This window comes from Rhizobium etli CFN 42 (genome assembly GCF_000092045.1).
GTDB lineage: Bacteria > Pseudomonadota > Alphaproteobacteria > Rhizobiales > Rhizobiaceae > Rhizobium > Rhizobium etli.
In genome coordinates, this window is sequence record NC_007761.1 from 4322153 (window position 1) to 4339425 (window position 17273).

A 17273-nucleotide genomic window follows, 5' to 3' on the forward strand; every position below is an offset into this window, starting at 1 on the left:
CAAGGCCGGGCACTCGCCCGGCCTTGACCCTTTCTGCTGTTTCCCGGTTTGGAGCGGGCGAGAAAATTGGGAACGGACCTGCATGCGCCTTTGGGGCGCAACCGCAAAACCGGCAGCCGGCGGCCGGGAGTGCTGCGCCTCGGCCGCATCGCCGCCAGTCTGTGTCTTTTTGCGATAGGCGGCTTCTCCCTTTATACGGCATTTCGTGGCGACGGGCTCGAACGCAAAAAACCGCCGGCAACCGAGCAAGCGGCAGCGCCCTCGTCGAGCACACCTCAACCAGCGCAGACGCCGGCCGGCCAGGCGGCGGATGGCATGCCGCGTGCCGAACCGCGTTCGGGCGCCAATGTCGAGCAGATGGTCACCGGTGACGGGTCTGTCGTCACCAAATACAGCCCCCGCCCCCGCGACGGCAGCGGACCGGTATTGGTCGATGCCATGCAGATCGGCCAGGATCCGCGCATGGCGGCGCTGCCGAACGAGACACTGCTTGAGGATTCGGCCTATGGCAGGCTGCCGATCGTCGGCCCCGACGGTCGACGGCCGATGGATCAGTATGCCCGTCCCTCGTCCGGCGCCCGGGGTGTACGCGTCGCCATTGTCGTCAGCGGCCTTGGGCTCAGCCAGACGGGAACGCAGCGCGCCATCGCCGAATTGCCCGAGGAGATCACGCTGGCCTTTGCCGCAAGCGGCAACAGCCTCCAGCGCTGGATGCAGGAAGCCCGGCGCGGCGGCCATGAAATCCTTCTGCAGGTGCCGCTGGAGCCGTTTGATTACCCGGCAAACGATCCAGGCCCGGAGACTCTGCTAACCTCAAAGCCGGTCGCCCGCAACATCGAGAACCTGCACAAGGCGATGGGCGAGATCACCAATTACACCGGCATCCTGAACTATCTCGGCGGCCGTTTCCTTTCCGACCCTGCCGCCATGGAGCCCATCATGCGCGATATCGGCAAACGTGGCCTGCTCTTCCTCGACGACGGGACGTCGGCGCAGTCGAAAACGGCTGATGTCGCCAAGGGGACCGAACTGCCCTATGCCTTTGCCGATCTGCAGCTCGACGGCCAGCTCGACGTCAACGCCATCCTGAAAAAACTCGACGAGCTCGAGCGTGTCGCTCGCAAGAACGGCCAGGCGATCGGCATCGCCTCGGCTTTTGACGAAAGCGTCGACGCCATTGCCAAGTGGAGCGAGGAGGCTTCGATGCGCGGCATCGAGATCGTCGGCGTTGCGGCGCTTTCGAAGGACCCCAGAAACCCCTGAGATGATGTCCTCAACGGAGAAGAAGATGAGCCAGGCGACCGTGAAAGCCGAGGATCTGCCCTATCGCCCATGCGTCGGCGTGATGATCCTGAACCGCGATGGCCTGGTCTGGGCCGGCCGACGCATTCCCGACGGCAATTCCGAATATGACGGCTCGCCGCAGCTCTGGCAGATGCCCCAGGGGGGCATCGACAAGGGCGAGAATCCCCTGGATGCCGCCTACCGCGAGCTCTATGAAGAAACCGGCATCAGAACGGTGACGCTGCTCGCCGAAGCAAGCAATTGGATCAATTACGATCTGCCGCCGTCGCTGATCGGCATCGGGCTGAAAGGGAAATTTCGCGGCCAGACGCAGCGCTGGTTCGCCTTCCGCTTCGAGGGCGACGAGAGCGAGATCGCCATCAATCCGCCGCCCGGCGGCCACGATCCCGAATTCGATGCCTGGGAATGGAAGCCGATGCAGGAGCTGCCGGGCCTGATTGTCCCCTTTAAGCGCGCCGTCTATGACCAGGTGATAGCCGAATTCCGGCATTTGGCGGCGCTGCAATCGGAAGACTGATCAAGAGGACGATGCAGGCCGCGTCAACCGGCCTGCATCCGATCCGAATTATTCGGCTTCGTCGGCGGAATCGGCGTTGAGCTGGCCGTATTTGCTTTCGCCGATTTTCTCGAGCAGATCGAGCTGCGTTTCGAGGAAGTCGATATGGCCTTCTTCATCGGCCAGCAGCTCTTCGAACAGCTTCATCGACACATAATCGCCAGCTTCATAACAAATATCGCGCGACTTCTTGTAGGCCGTGCGGGCGTCATACTCGCCGGCGAGATCGGCTTCGAGGACTTCCTTGACGTTCTGGCCGATACGCAGAGGGGCCAGAGTCTGCAAATTGGGATGGCCTTCGAGGAAGATGATGCGGGCGACGAGCCGGTCGGCATGATGCATCTCTTCGATGGATTCGGCGCGTTCCTTCTTGGCGAGCTTGGTGTAGCCCCAATCCTCGAGAAGACGATAGTGAACCCAATATTGGTTGACTGCCCCGAGTTCGAGGAACAGTGCCTCGTTAAGCCGCTCGATGACCTTTTTGTCGCCTTTCAATGTCCGCTCTCCTGTTTTCCTCATGGAATTGCTTCAAGCGCGACATGAAATCAAATATTTCGGCCTCCGTCGAGTGGCGACGGGCGTGATATTCCTCGGTCGTCTGGATGATGATGTCGACCACGTTGGGGAAGCAGCCGCAGCAGCGACCGCGCTTTTCCATCGCATGATAGACCTTCGCAGGCACGATAAGCTGCCAACAATCTTCGTCGAGTAGGTTGGTGATAACCTCCCGGATTTCCTTGTCGGTTATATAATTGCAGCTGCAGACAAGCACGTCTTCATTTCCAAACATGACACTGACTATCGTGTTTTCTGCTAAAGAAGATGGTGGCTGTCAAGAAAAAATTCGAGCCCGACCGGATCGATTGAAGCGATGGACGCGGCCTGTTGCAGATTCTCTGAAATTCTGCAGCGAGCGCATGATGCAGGTGTGCCCGGTCGGTCGTTTGACGTGTTCAATGAAAGTTCCGCCCGCGCGGCATGACCTCGGCAGTTTCCGCCGCACCGCCATGACGGCCCGCCGCACCCATCCGTCTTTCCAATTCCGCCTTCTCCTGCGCAGTCGCAAATTTTCTCTGCCGTGGGTCGACCCCAGGCCTCAGCACCTCGTCCGCGCGCTCACAGGCGCCAAAACGCCGGGCCTCGCGTTGCAGGATGTCAAGCGCCGGCGTCATGTCCTCGATATGCTCGACGACCGTATGGATCACGCCGCTATGGCTTTGCAGCCTGCCGCGGATTTTCACGAGCCGGGCTCCCATAACGACTGCCCGGTATTTGTCGAACATCTTGTTCCAGACGATCGCATTGGCGACCCCGGTCTCGTCCTCCAGCGTCATGAAGATCACGCCTTTGGCCGAACCCGGGCGCTGCCGCACCAGCACCAGACCGGCAATCGTCACCCTTTTCCCGTTGGGCACCGTCAGAAGATCGACATTGCGTGTAATGCCCGCCTTTCGCAATTCCTCCCGCAGAAACGAGACGGGATGCGCTTTCAGAGACAGGGAAAGATAACGATAATCCTCGATCACCTGCTCGCCCGGCAGCATGTCGGGCAACTTCGCCGCGGGTTCGGGCTGAAGGTCGAGATGACGGACCTGTTCGAAAAGAGGCAGCTCTTCGGCCGCACTCTTCACATCCAGTGCCCGCACAGCCCAAAGCGCTTCGCGGCGCGACAGATGGATCGATCGGAACGCATCCGCATCCGCCAGCCGCTCAATGACGGACTTCTGCAGACCGGACCGCAGCCAAAGATCGCGCACCGAACCATATCCTTGACCTCGATTGTCGACGAGCCGTTCCATATCGTCCGACGAGAGACCCTTGATCTGCCGGAAGCCCAGCCGCACAGCATGCCGGGTCTTGATGATCCCGCCCATCTCGCCATGCCGAAAATCGATGGCCTCCCGGTCGAAGGAGGCCTCTTCCAGAGTACAATCCCAGTCCGATTCATTGATGTCGACCGGCAGGATCTTTACCCCATGCTCGCGCGCATCCCGCACCAGCTGGGCCGGCGCATAAAAGCCCATTGGCTGGGAGTTCAGCATCGCCGCACAGAAGACATCGGGATAATAGGCCTTGAGCCATGACGAGGCATAAACCAGCAGTGCGAAGGAGGCGGCATGGCTTTCCGGAAAGCCGTATTCACCGAAGCCTCTGATCTGATTGAAACATTGTTTTGCGAACTCGGGATCGTAGTTCTTTGAGACCATGCCCTCGATGAACCGCTTCTCGAAATCGCCGATCGTACCGGTTCGCTTGAATGTCGCCATCGCCCTGCGAAGCTTGTCGGCCTCGGCCGGCTTGAATCCTGCAGCGGTGATCGCGATCTGCATCGCCTGCTCCTGAAACAGGGGGACGCCGAGGGTTCTTTCGAGAACCGCTTCCAGCTCCTTGCTCGGATAGTCGATCGGGATGTTCCTGGCGCGCTGCTCCCGGCGTTTCAAATAGGGATGGACCATATCGCCCTGGATCGGCCCCGGCCGGACGATCGCCACCTCGATAACGAGGTCGTAGAATATCTTCGGCTTGAGACGCGGCAGCATGCTCATCTGCGCCCGGCTTTCGATCTGGAAGACGCCAAGCGTATCGGCCCGGCCCATCATCTCATAGACCGGCCTGCCCTCCTCCCCATGCTCCCTGTTGCCGAGGTCTGCGAGCGCCTTCTTGACATCATAATGCAGTTCAAGCAGCGAAAATGCCTTCCGCAGGCAGGTCAGCATGCCGAGGGCCAGTATATCCACTTTGAGGATCTTGACGTTGTCGAGATCGTCCTTGTCCCATTCGATCATGTAGCGATCCGGCATCGCCGTCTTCATGATCGGCACGACCTCGTCGAGCCGGTCCCGTGTGATGACGAAGCCGCCGACATGCTGAGTGAGGTGACGCGGAAAGCCGAGAAGCTCGGAGGCATATTTCAACACGTTCTGCGTCACTGGATCCTTGACGTCGAGACCGGCCGCCTTGGCATCCCGATCGGAGAGATTGTCCTCCGACCAGCCCCAGACGAGGCTGCTGATCGCCGACTGAACATCCTCCGACAGGCCGAAGGCTTTGGCGACCTCGCGACCGGCCGAACGGGTGCGGTAGGTGGTAACCCCTGCCGTCAGCCCGGCATGTTCTCTTTTGTAGGTTCTATAGATGAACTGGATGACCTCTTCACGGCGGTCATGCTCGAAATCGACGTCGATATCCGGCGGTTCGTCGCGATCCATCGAAATGAAACGGTCGAAAAGCAGCGTGCTCTTTTCAGGATTGACCTCCGTTATTTCAAGGCAATAGCAGATGACCGAATTCGCCGCCGATCCGCGTCCCTGGCACAAAACCTTGAGGTCATAACGGGCGTGCTGGATGATCCTGTGAACCGTAAGGAAGTATGAAGCGTAGTTCTTGTCGCCGATGAGTTTCAGTTCATAATCGATCTGCTTTACCACCTTGGGCGGCACACCCTCGGGATAGCGTTTGATTGCTCCCGCTCTCGTCAGCCTTTCAAGCGTCTCCTGCGGTGTTTCGCCGGGATCGTTTTCAGGCGGATAATTATGCTCCAGTTCCTTCAGCGAAAAGCTCAACCTGCCAAAAAAGGCCTGCGTATTTTCGATCGCACCAGGATAGTCACGGAAGATCCGGACCATTTCACGTGAACCCTTGAGGTAGCGCTCGGCATTCGGCGCCAGCAGGAATCCAGCTTGCGATATCTGCACATGCTCTCGGATCGCGATCACGACATCCGAAAGCGGCCGGCGTTCGGGATGGTGGTAAAGCGGCTGGTTGGTGGCAATCAACGGCACGCGATTTCGGGCGGCAAGCGTGGCAAGCACCGCAAAGACCTGCCTGTCGCGGCCGTCATAGGCTGGCGCCAGCGCCATAAAAAAAGCCTTGCGGAACCGTCTGCGAAACCGTTCCAGATAATCCTCCAGCGCCGACTGGCCCCGCTGATGATCGACAAGGGTACGATCGGGAACGACAGCAAGCATCATCTCGTCTCCCCATTCCATGAATTCCGTTTCCGTCAGGATGCAGGTTCCCTTGACCGCTTCCTCCTTCAGATTGCCGGCGCTGAGAAGGCGGCAGAGATTTGCCCATCCCCGCCGATTGCTGGGATAGGCGAGAATGTCAGGCGTTCCATCGGAGAAGACGAGACGGGCACCCGGCTGGACCCTGATCGGATCGAGGATTTCCTCGCCTTCCCATGTCTGAAAATCCGCCTCATGTCTGTTCTTGTACTTCTCTTCGATCTGCAGCGCCTGCGCATGCGCCCTGACCACGCCGGCAACCGAATTCCGGTCCGCGATCCCGAGACCACCAAGCCGAAGATGAGCGGCCTGTACGACCATTTCCTCAGGGCCGGAGGCACCTTCGAGAAACGAGAAATTCGTCCTGGCGCCAATTTCGAAAAATGCGGGCTCGGTCATCATGCAAAGACCCCGTGCATGAACCATCGAGGGCTAAGCTCCTGACCATAGAAGCCTCGGCGGTAGATCCAGAAACGATGTCCGGCTTCATCCTCGATGCGAAAATAGTCACGCGCCTCCGCGTCGCTTCCGTCGATCCACCACTCCATGGCAATCCGCTCCGGACCCTCGCTTTTGGCCACTTGATGCTGCATGCGCCGCCAGCGAAAGATCTGTGGCGGACCATCGGGCACTTCGGCGAGTACGGTCTCGACAGGCTCCGGCGTTGCAAAAAGCCGCAACGGACGCTCTTGGCGGAAAGGAAGAGAGCCGTCCTGTTCGGCCTTCCCCCGTCTTGAAAGCTTGTCCGTCGTCGGAACAGCGATGACGGCGCGTTCCGGCACATGGCTCTCACGAAGCTGGAAGCTTTGCAGACAATCCGCACCCAGCCGAGCAGAGACGCGGTCGACGAAAGCCGAAAGCGAAATTTCTCCCTGCCGATCTCCCTCGAAATCAGTTTGGGCTTCGTTGAAGGGATCGTGCCGCAGCACATTCAGCCGCACGATCTCGAAACCATAGCCGGCATCGAGATCATCATAGACCGCCTGCAGTCGCTCGGAAAAAAGCCCGGCGATAAATTTCGGTTCGCGAAGCGGTTGCGAAGCGCCGACGGAAATACGAAAGACCCTGCCGTCGACACGGAATAGAACCAGTTCGAACACCCGTCCGCCGGCGCCTCGTGCTTCCAGCGACGGCTGCAGCGACACGGCGACCTGCCTGGTGACCGCAAGGATCTGCTCCTCCGTTCCGATAGGTTCGATCAGACGGCTTTCGGCCGAAAGGCTGGCGACGGGACGACGGGGCGAAACCGGTTCTTCTTCACGCCCTAGCGCTTGGTCGAGACGCAGAAGCAATTCCGGCCCGAACCGGCGGGTCAGCGGTGCCCGCGGCGCACTGATGACGTCACCGATATATTTCAGACCAAGCTTCTTCAGCGCATCGACGGTTTGCCCTTGCAGCCGCAAGGCTGCGACCGGGAGGGACATCAGCACGCGCTCCGTCTCCTCGTCCTCGATCACGCCGCTTTGCCCGAAACGCGACACGGCCCAGGAAAGACCCGGCGACGAAGAGATCGCACCGCGCGCATCGATCCCCATATGAAAGAGCCGCGACAGAACATCCTTGAGCAGCGCCTTTTCGCCGCCGAAGAGATGCGTGCAGCCGGTAATGTCGAGAAACAGGCCGTCCTCGCCGTCGAACGCCACCAATGGCGTGTACCGGTCGCACCAGTCGGCAATTGCCTCCAGCAGCCGGCGGTCGGCCGCCGGATCCTCTTCCACCACCTCGAGCGTCGGATACATGGCGCGCGCTTCGGCAACGCCCTGCTCCTTCTTCAACCCCAGCCGCTCGGCCAATTCGTCCAGTGCCGTCAGCCGCATGGCGTTGTTGAGTTTGCCCGAACAGACGATGGATGGTGCCTCAGGACGCCCTTTCGAACGCCAGGAGGCCCCCCATCGCCTGCGGGCGATACGGTCGGTTGGCAGATGCGGGAAGCTGAGCGCCAGCATGCGCTGACTGTTCGCCTGGAGGACGAACGAGGTTTGGTTCGGCGACAGGGAAAAATTCGCGTTCATGAGGATTCCACTCCAGGAGAAAGGAGAGCGGGGCCGAATTACGACTCTTCTCCAGCGTGAGACGGAAAACCGGATTGCCGATACTGCCGGCAAGCTTAGATCCATCCGGCAACGGCCGCAGACCAGACGGTGCCGGTTCGACATGCAGGCGCAAGGCCGCACTGCTGGCCTCCTCCGCTCCTGCCTGCCGCAGAAGAAAGAGCGGACGGCGGGCAGCATGCGCCCTGAGACTGAGCCTGCGGCTTTCGGTCAGACCGAAATGCGCAGGGTTGCCCCGCACTTCGAAGATGACGGCCGAGAAAGCAGCGCTTTCCACCGCCGCCTCCGCCAGCCAGAGCGCTTCGTCCAGCTTGCGCGGCGAGGCATGGAGAAATCGCTCCGGACACAACCCGAAATTCCGAAGCCCGGGAGCATAGGGACGGCCGGCCTCCAGCGTGCCGACCGTATCGCCGATCCAGAGCAACGGCAAAAGCTTGCCGGCACCTGATTCCTGCTTCTGCAGCCGCGCTGCAACCGCCATCGCCAGTCCGCTTGCCGCGCCGGCATCGCGCGACAGCGCGGATCGGAATTCGGTAATCGCATCGAGAGGCAGGCCGCCTTCCAGCGCCCGATCGACAAACTCCACTCCAAACTGCAGGAGTGGAAGACTGCGCTGCTGGCGTGTCTTGCGTCCTTCCGCCAAGGCTTCCTGCTCCGCCGCCGCAAGCGCCGGCGCGGGCTTTCCTTCCAGCTTGGCAATGGTTTCGCGGAGCGCAAAAAGCCGCTCGCGCGCCAGGGCGTTCTGCGCCATGGCGTTTACTCCGATCCGTCTTGTTCCTGTTATGTTCTTATGGATTCCAGAGAGAGAAAGAAGAGTCAACCACCATTTTCTATGAATTTATTCCTGCCTTTGATTCCGCACTCGAAAATCGGCGATAAAGGTTCTATATGGGCCCGCAAAGGAAGGAACATTCATGGCCCGCATAGACCAGAGCGATGATTGGCGGGACCGCCATGCGCCGACGATCAGCACTTTCGAGTCGCTGGCCATGGAGGCCTATAGCCATCTGCCCGATGAATTCCGTCAGCTGACGACCAATCTCACGATCGAGATCGAGGATTTCCCCGATGACGATGTTTTCGAGGACATGGCGCTCGAAACCCCTTTCGATCTGCTCGGCCTTTTCGAGGGCAGGGGCATTTCCGAACGTTTTACCGTGGAAACCGGCGAAATGCCGAACCGCATCCGCCTCTACCGGCGCCCCATTCTCGATTACTGGGCGGAGAATGACGAGACGCTGGGCGATATAATCACCCATGTCCTGATCCACGAGATCGGCCACCATTTCGGGCTGAGCGACGATGATATGGAGCGGATCGAGGCCAGCGCCGAAGAAGCCGCGGAGCGTTAGACGTCTATCCTGGAATTAAGTCTTACTGCTCGGAGAGTTTCATCTCCGGATCGTAATCCTTGCCTTCGACGGTCTTGACGACGGCCTGGCCGCACTGCATCGCGCCGGTTGCGGCATTGAAGGCATAGGTCGGCGAACCCTCCAGCGACCAGCCCTTGTTCAGGGCGGCAGTGACCTTGTGGCAAAAGGAAGCGTCGTCGGGGCCGGTCAGGAAGCGATAGAGTTTCATCAGGCGGGCTTTCTTGCAGAAATCAGGCGAGCTTTATGAACCAGAGCTTCGGCCTGGACAAGATGCAGCCGCTCGATCATCCGCCCGTTCGCATTAATGACGTTGAGGCCCCTGGCAGCCGGATCGGCAAAGGCTGATATGATTGCCTGCGCTTCGGCAATCTCCTCCGCGCTCGGACCGAAATGCCGGTTGGCGGCCGCAATCTGCGTGGGATGGATCAGCATCTTGCCGGCAAAGCCCATGGCGCGACCCTGTCCGCATTCCGCCTCGAAGCCTTCGCCATCGCGGAAATCGTTGAAGACGCTGTCGAGCGCATCGAGTCCATAGGCCTTGACCGCCAGAATGACCTGCATCAGCCACGGCACGAGATAGGTCCGCCCCGGCTGCGGCAGGACGCCCGTTTCCTTGCGCAGATCATTGAGGCCGACGACGAGGCAATCGAGCCGCGATCCCGGGGTGTGGCCGAATTCGGCGATCGCCCCGACATTCAGCACGCCGCGCGGCGTCTCGATCATCGCCCAGATTCGCACTTCCTCCTGCGCATCCGCTTCCGTCAGCAGGTCGCCGACATCAGTGACATCCTGCGGCTCGTCCACTTTCGGCAGCAGGACGGCATCGGGCGAAACTTCCTTGACCAGATCGAGATCCGCCGGCCCGAATTCGGACGACAAAGAATTGATGCGGATGATCCTTTCCTTGCCCTCCAGCGGCGGCCCGGCAAAAAAACGTCTCAGATTTTCCCGCGCTTCTTCCTTCTTCTCAGGAGCGACGGAATCCTCCAGATCGAAAATAACCGCATCACAATCAAGGGAACGGCTTTTTTCGAGCGCCCGGAGATTGATGGCGGGCACACTCAGCACCGAGCGGCGCAGACTTGAGGAGCGGAGAGGTTTGCTTTCTTTCATCATCCATTAGTGCCAAGCTTCGCAAAACCCGGCAAGACAACAAAAAGCCATGCTTGCCTTGCAGAGAGGAAAAGGAAGGACCACATTCCTTTCTGTAGAAAGGTCTCAAACCATGCAGAACATTCGCTCCATCTTCTTCATGCTTGCCGGCGCCACCTTTTTTGTCGCCATGCTGCTTCTCACCTTCTCGGTGACGCTTGCCGTCGGCGGCATCTTGACCGTGCTCATGGTCGGGCGCGCGCTTTCGATGAAGATGAAGCCCGCTCCGGTCCGCGCCAAGGCAAACAATGGCAAGCCGGAGATGCGCGTCTGGAACGACGGCCGCGGCACGATCATCGATCTCTGAGGCCTGCTTTCAAAAAAATCACCGACACTGTCGGATCATGCTTCCATGATACGTCTTTGAAGCAGCCGGGCATTCAGCCGGCGCTCAAAAACGATGGAGGACGAGCATGGATACGACGGAAAACAAACCGGCCAAGTTGCCGCCAGTGAAGAATGGCCTGCTTCCCTATCTCACAGTCGACGGCGCGGTGAAGGCCGCGGAATTCTACAAGAAGGCCTTCGGCGCCGAAGAGGCCCACAGGGTGCCGGTCGACGAGAGCGGCCGGACGATGCATATTCATCTCTATATCAACGGCAGCTCCCTCATGCTGGCTGATGCCTATCCCGAATATGGCCATGCCTTCAAAGGCCACGAAGGGTTCGCCATTCAGCTGGTTACCGATGACATCGATTTCTGGTGGGACCGCGCGGTTGCGGCCGGCGCCGAAGTCGTCATGCCGGTCGAGCTGATGTTCTGGGGCGACCGCTACGGCCAGCTTCGCGATCCGTTCGGGGTGCTCTGGGGCTTGAACGCGCCGAGCAAATAAGAGACGCATTCCATGGGCGGGCCGCGCGAAACGCCGCGTGGCCGCCCTTTTGGAAAGATTCTCCTTCATTTCGGCAAAAAACTGGACTAGATGCACATCAGGAAAGTACATTTGCTGAAATGGAGCATGGGTCATGGATAAATTCGTGAAGCTCACGGGCGTTGCAGCGCCCCTGCCGGTCGTCAACATCGACACCGACATGATCATTCCGAAGGACTATCTGAAGACCATCAAGCGCACGGGTCTCGGCAAGGGCCTGTTCGCCGAAGCGCGCTACAATGAAGACGGTTCCGAGAATCCCGATTTCGTGTTGAACAAGCCGGCCTATCGCGATGCCAAGATCCTGGTCGCCGGCGACAATTTCGGCTGCGGTTCCTCGCGCGAGCACGCTCCCTGGGCGCTGCTCGATTTCGGCATTCGCTGCGTGATCTCCACCAGCTTCGCCGACATTTTCTACAATAACTGCTTCAAGAACGGCATCCTGCCGATCAAGGTCAGCCAGGAAAACCTCGACAAGCTGATGGACGACGCCTCGCGCGGCTCCAACGCCATCCTGACCGTCGACCTGGAAAATCTGGAAATCACCGGCCCCGACGGCGGCTCGATCAAATTCGATCTCGACGAGTTCAAGCGCCACTGCCTGCTGAACGGCCTCGACGATATCGGCCTGACCCTGGAAAAGGGCAAGGCGATCGACGAATTCGAAAAGAAGAACGCCGCTTCGCACCCCTGGGCTGCTTAAAGCCTGACGCATTGCGATTGATCAAGCCGGGCTTTCGCCCGGCTTTTTCTCTGACATCAAGATCAGAGAAACTTCTCTTGCCAGAGCCTCAGCTTTTCCAGCGATACGCCGATGCCGCCGCAGATTTCGATGAGCGGATTATCGAAGCGCGACAGCAGCCCGGCATGCACATCGGCAACGGCAAGCGCCGCCCCGCAGGCCGGTTCGACCAAGATGCGATGCGCATCGGCAAATTTCAGACAGGCGGCAACGGCATCGGCATCGCTGACGAGCACACTTTCGATCGGATGCTGTTTCGGCAGGTCGAAGACATGCTGCGCCACCTGCCGCGCGCCAAGCGACGTCGCAATCGAGGTGATCGCCGGAAGCGAGATGCGATCATTGGCCTCGAGGCTCGCATGGAATGAAGCTGCCCCTTCGGTTTCGACTGCGATGACGGGCACGTCGGAAAGGCCGTTTCGCCTCAGCCCCGCGACGATGCCGGCAAGCAGCCCGCCGCCGCCGACGCTGGTAACGACGCAATCGAATGCCGCACCCTTCGCCACCACCTCGTCGATCAGCGTCGCATGGCCATCCCACAAAAGCGGATGGTCGAAGGGGTGCACGTAGGTCGCCTCGCGGCTGCGGGCGAGGGCGACCGCGTGGTCGTTGGCTTCATCGAAAACCGACCCGTGGACGAGCACATTCGCGCCGGTGGCGGCGATCGTCTGCCGCACATCGACCGCCGTTGTCTCCGGCACGACGATCGTGACGGGCACACCGAGCGCCCGGCCGGCATGGGCCGCGGCAATGCCGGCATTGCCGCCGGAGGCGCAGAAGATCTCGCGCGCGCCATTTTCTACCTCATGCTGGCACAGCCGGCCGACGCCGCGCAGCTTGAAGCTGCCGGAAGGCTGCAGCGCATCGAGCTTCAGCCAGAGCGCTTTGCCGCTGGCGCTATAGCGGGGGGATGTCTGAGCCAGGGGCGTGTCGAGATGCAGGGATGCTGAAGCCATGGGAACATCCAGGAAATGAAGTGAGACGATTGTTCTAATCCGTTTGACCGCACAGGAGCAACCATCGTGACTACATGGCCCGTGCCTTCAGACGTGCAAAAGCGCTGACACTTTCAATCTCTGCATCGAGCGAAAAATCGGGGCGATGCAGAGATTGAAGCGTACCGATTCAACCCTTCTCTCGCTTGAAATGCCCATTTCCGGGGTCTAAGAAGCCGCAACTTGTTTTTCCAGGAGGGTTTCATGACTGCGCGCAATCTTTTCCTGCTGCCGGGTGACGGCATCGGTCCCGAGGCGATGGGCGAAGTCCGCAAGATCATCGCCTATATGAACGAGGCGATGGATGCCGGTTTCGTCACCGACGAAGGCCTTGTCGGCGGTTGCGCCTACGATGCCCATGGGGCGGCGATCTCGGAAGCCGACATGCAGAAGGCGCTTGCCGCCGACGCCGTTCTCTTCGGCGCGGTCGGTGGTCCCAAATGGGATAGCGTGCCTTACGAAGTGCGCCCGGAAGCCGGCCTCCTGCGCCTGCGCAAGGACCTGCAGCTCTTCGCAAACCTGCGTCCCGCCATCTGCTACCCGGCGCTCGCCTCGGCCTCCTCGCTGAAGCCGGAGCTGGTCGAGGGCCTCGACATCCTGATCATCCGCGAGCTGACGGGCGGTGTCTATTTCGGCGAGCCGAAGGAGATCATCGACCTCGGCAACGGCCAGAAGCGCGGCATCGACACGCAGGTCTACGATACCTACGAGATCGAACGCATCGCCGGCGTCGCCTTCGAAATGGCCCGCACACGCCAGAACCGCGTCTGCTCCATGGAAAAGCGCAACGTCATGAAGTCGGGCGTGCTCTGGAACCAGGTGGTGACCGAAACGCATAAGGCGAAATATTCCGACGTTCAGCTCGAACACATGCTGGCCGATGCCGGCGGCATGCAGCTCGTGCGTCAGCCCAAGCAGTTCGACGTCATCGTCACCGACAATCTTTTCGGCGACATGCTCTCCGACGTCGCCGCCATGCTGACCGGTTCTCTCGGCATGCTGCCCTCGGCCTCGCTCGGTGCGCCGGATGGTAAGACCGGCAAGCGCAAGGCGCTCTACGAGCCGGTGCACGGCTCGGCCCCCGACATCGCCGGCAAGGGCATTGCCAATCCGATCGCCATGATCGCCTCCTTCGCCATGTGCTTGCGTTACTCCTTCAATATGGTCAAGGAAGCCGACGACCTGGAAAAGGCGATCGCCAACGTGCTCGACAAGGGCATCCGCACCGGCGACATCATGGCCGACGGCTGCAGGCAGGTCGGCACCGTCGAGATGGGCGAGGCGATCCTCGCCGAGTTCAAGGCGCTTTCCGCCTGATATATTTCACGTGAAACAATGCCGCCCTCCGCGTCACGCGTGCGGAGGGCTTTTTCATGTGAGGCCGAGCAGCCGCAACCGGGTCGGTCGAAATATCCGAAACGGGCTATTCTCAGCCACAATCTCGTGTATTTTGCGCCGAATTTTAACCCGGCAAATCGAACGGACGACAGGATGCGGGCATTTTGGGCTTCCCTTGATAGGCGCTGGCGCCGCGGCAGCGTTGGCATGCCGCCCTTGCGCTGGCAGGCCTGCCTCTTCATCACCATCAATGCCGTGGCTCTTTCCATGCTGCTCTTCGATGCCCCGGTCGGCGCCAGCGAACGCCCTGCGGCGGTGAAGGAGCTCGGCGAGCTGCTGACCGGCTTCGGCGATTCCGCCTGGCTAATCTGCATCAGCATTCTGCTCTTCTTTCAGGGCAAGGCGGGTTACAAGCTTTTGAAGACGGCGCGCTCCAAGGCGCAGGCGCTTTATGTCAGCTGGATCGGCGCCTATCTCTTCACGACAGTCGTCTTCTCCGGACTTCTCGCCAATCTCCTGAAACGGGCGATTGGAAGGGCGCGTCCCGATCACTTCCACGATTACGGCATGTTTTCTTTCACGCCCTTTTCGGGCCATGCCGCTTTTGAAAGTTTTCCCTCCGGCCATTCCACAACCGTCGGCGCCTTCTTCGCCGCCTTTGCGCTTCTGTTTCCGCGCTACCGTGTTGCCTTTATCGCCTGCGCCATCTGGCTCGGCATGACACGTGTCATGGTCGGCGCCCATTATCCGAGCGACGTCATCGCCGGTCTTGCCTTCGGCGGCTGGTTTTCGCTGCTAACGGCGATCGTCTATGCCCGTTGTGGCCTGCTCTTCAAACTGGCGCCGGATGGCTGGCCACTCGCAAAACGCCTTTTCCCCGACATCGAAAAGCCCGGCGCCTTGTGAGCGCCGGGCCTTTTTCGAGTTTCTCAAGCTCGATCGCGTAATCAATCCAGGGCGTGGATATCCCTGTTCTTCGTCTCCGGCAGGAAGATCACGCCGATGACAAGGGTGATCGCCGCAAAGACGATCGGGTACCAGAGACCGTAATAGATATCGCCTGCGGCAGCGCTCATCGCGAAGGCCGTCGCCGGCAGCAGACCGCCGAACCAGCCGTTGCCGATGTGATAGGGCAGCGACATGCCGGTATAGCGGATACGGGTCGGGAAGAGCTCGACCAGAAGGGCTGCAATCGGGCCGTAGACCATCGTCACATAGAGGACGAGGACGAAGAGAATCGCAACCGTGCCAACCCAGTTGACGCGGGCGGGGTCGGCGACCATGGCGAAGGTGCCGCCATTGGCGATGTTGTAGACCGCCATGTCGGTGACGCCATTGGCTTCGTCCGCCGTCAGCAGCTTGCCTTCGACCAGCTTGGCTGCCGGCATGATTTCCTTCTCGCCGGTGCGTACGGCCTCGGCATTGAGCGCAAGTTCCGGATTGGCGGCGATAAAGGCATCGAGCTTGGCATCCGGCACCTTGGCGACGCCGCGCTTCAGCGGGTAGCCGGCATCGTGAAGAGCAATGTTGACGCCCTTTTCGAAAGCGGCGGTCATGCCCTTCGCCTTGTCGCCGGCGGCAGCGGCGTCGAAGCTCGGGACCGTCGCGTTACCGACCTTCACCGTCGCCGGCTGTCCGGCGGGGCCGGGCACGACGTCATAAGGCACCGAGTTCTTTGTCAGGAACGCCGTCGCCACGTCGCAGGAGCTGGTGAACTTCGCCGTGCCCGTCGGGTTGAACTGGAACTTGCAGTCCGCCGGATCGGCCGTAACTGTTGCACGGATCGAGGCCTGCGCTTCGGCAAGTGCCGGGTTTGCCGTCCAGGTCATCGCCTTGAACAGCGGATTATAGGTCACCGCCGCGATGAGAAGGCCCGCCATGATGATCGGCTTGCGGCCGATCTTGTCGGAAAGGCCGCCGAAGATGACGAAGAATGGCGTGCCGAGGAAGAGCGCAATAGCGACCATGACATTGGCCGAGAATAGGTCGACCTTCAGCACGTTCTGCAGGAAGAACAGCGCATAGAACTGGCCGCCATACCAGACGACCGCCTGGCCCATGGTGGCACCGAGAAGCGCGATGAGTGCGATCTTGGCGTTCTTCCACTGCCCGAAAGCTTCGGTCAGCGGCGCCTTGGAGCCCTTGCCTTCCGCCTTCATGCGCTGGAACGCCGGCGATTCGTTCATCTTCAGGCGAATCCAGACGGAAATACCGAGCAGGACGACCGAGACCAGGAACGGGATGCGCCAGCCCCAGGCGGCGAATTGAGCCGGAGCCATTAGCGACTGAACGAGAATGATGACGATCAGCGACAGGAACAGGCCGAGCGTTGCCGTCGTCTGAATCCATGAGGTGAAATAGCCGCGCCGGCCGTTCGGCGCATGTTCGGCGACATAGGTTGCCGCACCACCATATTCACCGCCGAGCGCCAATCCCTGCAGCAGGCGCAGGCCGATCAGGATGATCGGGGCTGCGATGCCGATGCTGGCGGCTCCCGGCAGGATACCGACGAGAAAAGTCGACATGCCCATGATCAGGATCGTCACCAGGAAGGTGTATTTGCGGCCGACGAGATCACCGAGACGGCCGAACACCAGCGCACCGAAGGGGCGCACCAGGAAGCCGGCGGCAAAGGCGAGCAGCGTGAAGATGTTGCGCGTCGCCTCGGGATATTGGGTGAAGTAGGTCGCGCCGATATAGGTGGCGAGCGAACCGTAGAGATAGAAATCATACCATTCGAAAACGGTACCGAGCGAAGAGGCGAAGATGACCTTCTTCTCCTCGCCCGTCATCGGACCGGCCTTCGTGCCGTCGATGCTTGCGACATTTGCCATTGTCTGTCCTCCACAGAGTGATGAGCAACGCGCGCGGCCTACTCTCCT

16 protein-coding genes and 1 pseudogene are annotated in these 17273 nt (G+C 60.3%); 8 read left to right on the plus strand and 9 right to left on the minus strand.

The genetic code is table 11. The features are described 5' to 3' along the window. Positions 1-66 precede the first annotated feature (66 nt). The gene (locus RHE_RS20850; RefSeq protein WP_042119122.1) at positions 67-1263 is read left to right on the plus strand and encodes a divergent polysaccharide deacetylase family protein; all 1197 of its coding nucleotides are present in this window, start codon (positions 67-69) and stop codon (positions 1261-1263) included. 25 nt (positions 1264-1288) lie between these two features. Further along, positions 1289-1822, plus strand: coding sequence for an RNA pyrophosphohydrolase (locus tag RHE_RS20855; RefSeq protein ID WP_011427263.1), 534 nt, complete (start codon positions 1289-1291; stop codon positions 1820-1822). A 48-nt stretch (positions 1823-1870) separates the two neighbouring features. On the opposite strand, the gene bfr is transcribed toward RHE_RS20855, so the two are convergent. The 5 genes and pseudogenes from bfr to RHE_RS34395 form a co-directional block, all read right to left on the minus strand. Continuing rightward, complete coding sequence (bfr, locus tag RHE_RS20860; RefSeq protein WP_020922610.1) at positions 1871-2356, minus strand: bacterioferritin; 486 nt, start codon at positions 2354-2356, stop codon at positions 1871-1873. Beyond that, positions 2322-2721 (minus strand): annotated as a pseudogene (locus RHE_RS20865) ((2Fe-2S)-binding protein). Before RHE_RS20865 ends, bfr begins: the two are co-directional and overlap by 35 nt. Before the next feature lie 93 nt (positions 2722-2814). Then, on the minus strand, positions 2815-6270 hold the full coding sequence (locus tag RHE_RS20870) for an error-prone DNA polymerase (RefSeq protein WP_042119124.1): 3456 nt from the start codon (positions 6268-6270) through the stop codon (positions 2815-2817). Then, the gene (locus RHE_RS20875; protein WP_276328763.1) at positions 6267-7814 is read right to left on the minus strand and encodes a Y-family DNA polymerase; all 1548 of its coding nucleotides are present in this window, start codon (positions 7812-7814) and stop codon (positions 6267-6269) included. The genes RHE_RS20870 and RHE_RS20875 overlap by 4 nt, the downstream gene beginning before the upstream one ends. Next, positions 7726-8670: an ImuA family protein gene (locus tag RHE_RS34395; RefSeq protein WP_011427268.1), complete on the minus strand. Its 945-nt coding sequence runs from the start codon at positions 8668-8670 to the stop codon at positions 7726-7728. Before RHE_RS34395 ends, RHE_RS20875 begins: the two co-directional genes overlap by 89 nt. 163 nt (positions 8671-8833) lie before the next feature. Between RHE_RS34395 and RHE_RS20885 the strand changes: the two genes are divergently transcribed. Continuing rightward, positions 8834-9271, plus strand: coding sequence for a metallopeptidase family protein (locus RHE_RS20885; RefSeq protein WP_008528622.1), 438 nt, complete (start codon positions 8834-8836; stop codon positions 9269-9271). A 22-nt stretch (positions 9272-9293) separates the two neighbouring features. Here RHE_RS20885 and RHE_RS20890 read toward each other — a convergent pair whose 3' ends face one another. Beyond that, positions 9294-9500, minus strand: a complete 207-nt coding sequence (locus tag RHE_RS20890; RefSeq protein WP_009996762.1) for a DUF1737 domain-containing protein — start codon at positions 9498-9500, stop codon at positions 9294-9296. Next, positions 9500-10405, minus strand: a complete 906-nt coding sequence (locus RHE_RS20895; protein WP_011427269.1) for an HpcH/HpaI aldolase/citrate lyase family protein — start codon at positions 10403-10405, stop codon at positions 9500-9502. The genes RHE_RS20890 and RHE_RS20895 overlap by 1 nt, the downstream gene beginning before the upstream one ends. 112 nt (positions 10406-10517) lie before the next feature. Between RHE_RS20895 and RHE_RS20900 the strand changes: the two genes are divergently transcribed. The 3 genes from RHE_RS20900 to leuD all read left to right on the plus strand — a co-directional run bounded on the left by RHE_RS20900 (position 10518) and on the right by leuD (position 12019). Beyond that, the gene (locus tag RHE_RS20900) at positions 10518-10751 is read left to right on the plus strand and encodes a hypothetical protein (protein ID WP_011427270.1); all 234 of its coding nucleotides are present in this window, start codon (positions 10518-10520) and stop codon (positions 10749-10751) included. A gap of 106 nt (positions 10752-10857) precedes the next feature. Continuing rightward, entirely contained in the window at positions 10858-11277 is a 420-nt protein-coding gene (locus RHE_RS20905; RefSeq protein ID WP_011427271.1) for a VOC family protein, read from the plus strand. 133 nt (positions 11278-11410) lie between these two features. Continuing rightward, positions 11411-12019, plus strand: a complete 609-nt coding sequence (gene leuD, locus RHE_RS20910) for a 3-isopropylmalate dehydratase small subunit (RefSeq protein WP_011427272.1) — start codon at positions 11411-11413, stop codon at positions 12017-12019. A 62-nt stretch (positions 12020-12081) separates the two neighbouring features. On the opposite strand, the gene RHE_RS20915 is transcribed toward leuD, so the two are convergent. After that, positions 12082-13014 (minus strand): pyridoxal-phosphate dependent enzyme, encoded by a 933-nt coding sequence (locus RHE_RS20915; protein WP_011427273.1) that lies wholly within the window; start codon positions 13012-13014, stop codon positions 12082-12084. A gap of 243 nt (positions 13015-13257) precedes the next feature. Between RHE_RS20915 and leuB the strand changes: the two genes are divergently transcribed. Continuing rightward, positions 13258-14370 (plus strand): 3-isopropylmalate dehydrogenase, encoded by a 1113-nt coding sequence (leuB, locus tag RHE_RS20920; protein WP_011427274.1) that lies wholly within the window; start codon positions 13258-13260, stop codon positions 14368-14370. A gap of 174 nt (positions 14371-14544) precedes the next feature. Beyond that, a complete protein-coding gene (gene lpxE / locus RHE_RS20925) occupies positions 14545-15297 on the plus strand; it encodes a lipid A 1-phosphatase LpxE (protein WP_187331703.1) in 753 nt (250 codons plus the stop codon). A 41-nt stretch (positions 15298-15338) separates the two neighbouring features. Here the strand turns inward: lpxE and RHE_RS20930 are convergent, their stop codons facing one another. Further along, positions 15339-17225 carry an MFS transporter gene (locus RHE_RS20930; RefSeq protein ID WP_011427276.1) on the minus strand — a complete coding sequence of 629 codons (1887 nt, stop codon included), beginning with the start codon at positions 17223-17225 and terminating at the stop codon, positions 15339-15341. Positions 17226-17273 lie beyond the last annotated feature (48 nt).

What these genes read in the sequence shown, in the direction of transcription:
- RHE_RS20855 (WP_011427263.1), top strand. Translation starts at nt 1,289, where the DNA reads ATGAGCCAGGCGACCGTGAAAGCCGAGGATCTGCCCTATCGCCCATGC.
- RHE_RS20870 (WP_042119124.1), bottom strand. Translation starts at nt 6,270, where the DNA reads ATGATGACCGAGCCCGCATTTTTCGAAATTGGCGCCAGGACGAATTTC.
- RHE_RS20875 (WP_276328763.1), bottom strand. Translation starts at nt 7,814, where the DNA reads ATGCTGGCGCTCAGCTTCCCGCATCTGCCAACCGACCGTATCGCCCGC.
- RHE_RS34395 (WP_011427268.1), bottom strand. Translation starts at nt 8,670, where the DNA reads ATGGCGCAGAACGCCCTGGCGCGCGAGCGGCTTTTTGCGCTCCGCGAA.
- RHE_RS20885 (WP_008528622.1), top strand. Translation starts at nt 8,834, where the DNA reads ATGGCCCGCATAGACCAGAGCGATGATTGGCGGGACCGCCATGCGCCG.
- RHE_RS20890 (WP_009996762.1), bottom strand. Translation starts at nt 9,500, where the DNA reads ATGAAACTCTATCGCTTCCTGACCGGCCCCGACGACGCTTCCTTTTGC.
- RHE_RS20895 (WP_011427269.1), bottom strand. Translation starts at nt 10,405, where the DNA reads ATGAAAGAAAGCAAACCTCTCCGCTCCTCAAGTCTGCGCCGCTCGGTG.
- RHE_RS20900 (WP_011427270.1), top strand. Translation starts at nt 10,518, where the DNA reads ATGCAGAACATTCGCTCCATCTTCTTCATGCTTGCCGGCGCCACCTTT.
- RHE_RS20905 (WP_011427271.1), top strand. Translation starts at nt 10,858, where the DNA reads ATGGATACGACGGAAAACAAACCGGCCAAGTTGCCGCCAGTGAAGAAT.
- leuD (WP_011427272.1), top strand. Translation starts at nt 11,411, where the DNA reads ATGGATAAATTCGTGAAGCTCACGGGCGTTGCAGCGCCCCTGCCGGTC.
- RHE_RS20915 (WP_011427273.1), bottom strand. Translation starts at nt 13,014, where the DNA reads ATGGCTTCAGCATCCCTGCATCTCGACACGCCCCTGGCTCAGACATCC.
- leuB (WP_011427274.1), top strand. Translation starts at nt 13,258, where the DNA reads ATGACTGCGCGCAATCTTTTCCTGCTGCCGGGTGACGGCATCGGTCCC.
- lpxE (WP_187331703.1), top strand. Translation starts at nt 14,545, where the DNA reads ATGCGGGCATTTTGGGCTTCCCTTGATAGGCGCTGGCGCCGCGGCAGC.
- RHE_RS20930 (WP_011427276.1), bottom strand. Translation starts at nt 17,225, where the DNA reads ATGGCAAATGTCGCAAGCATCGACGGCACGAAGGCCGGTCCGATGACG.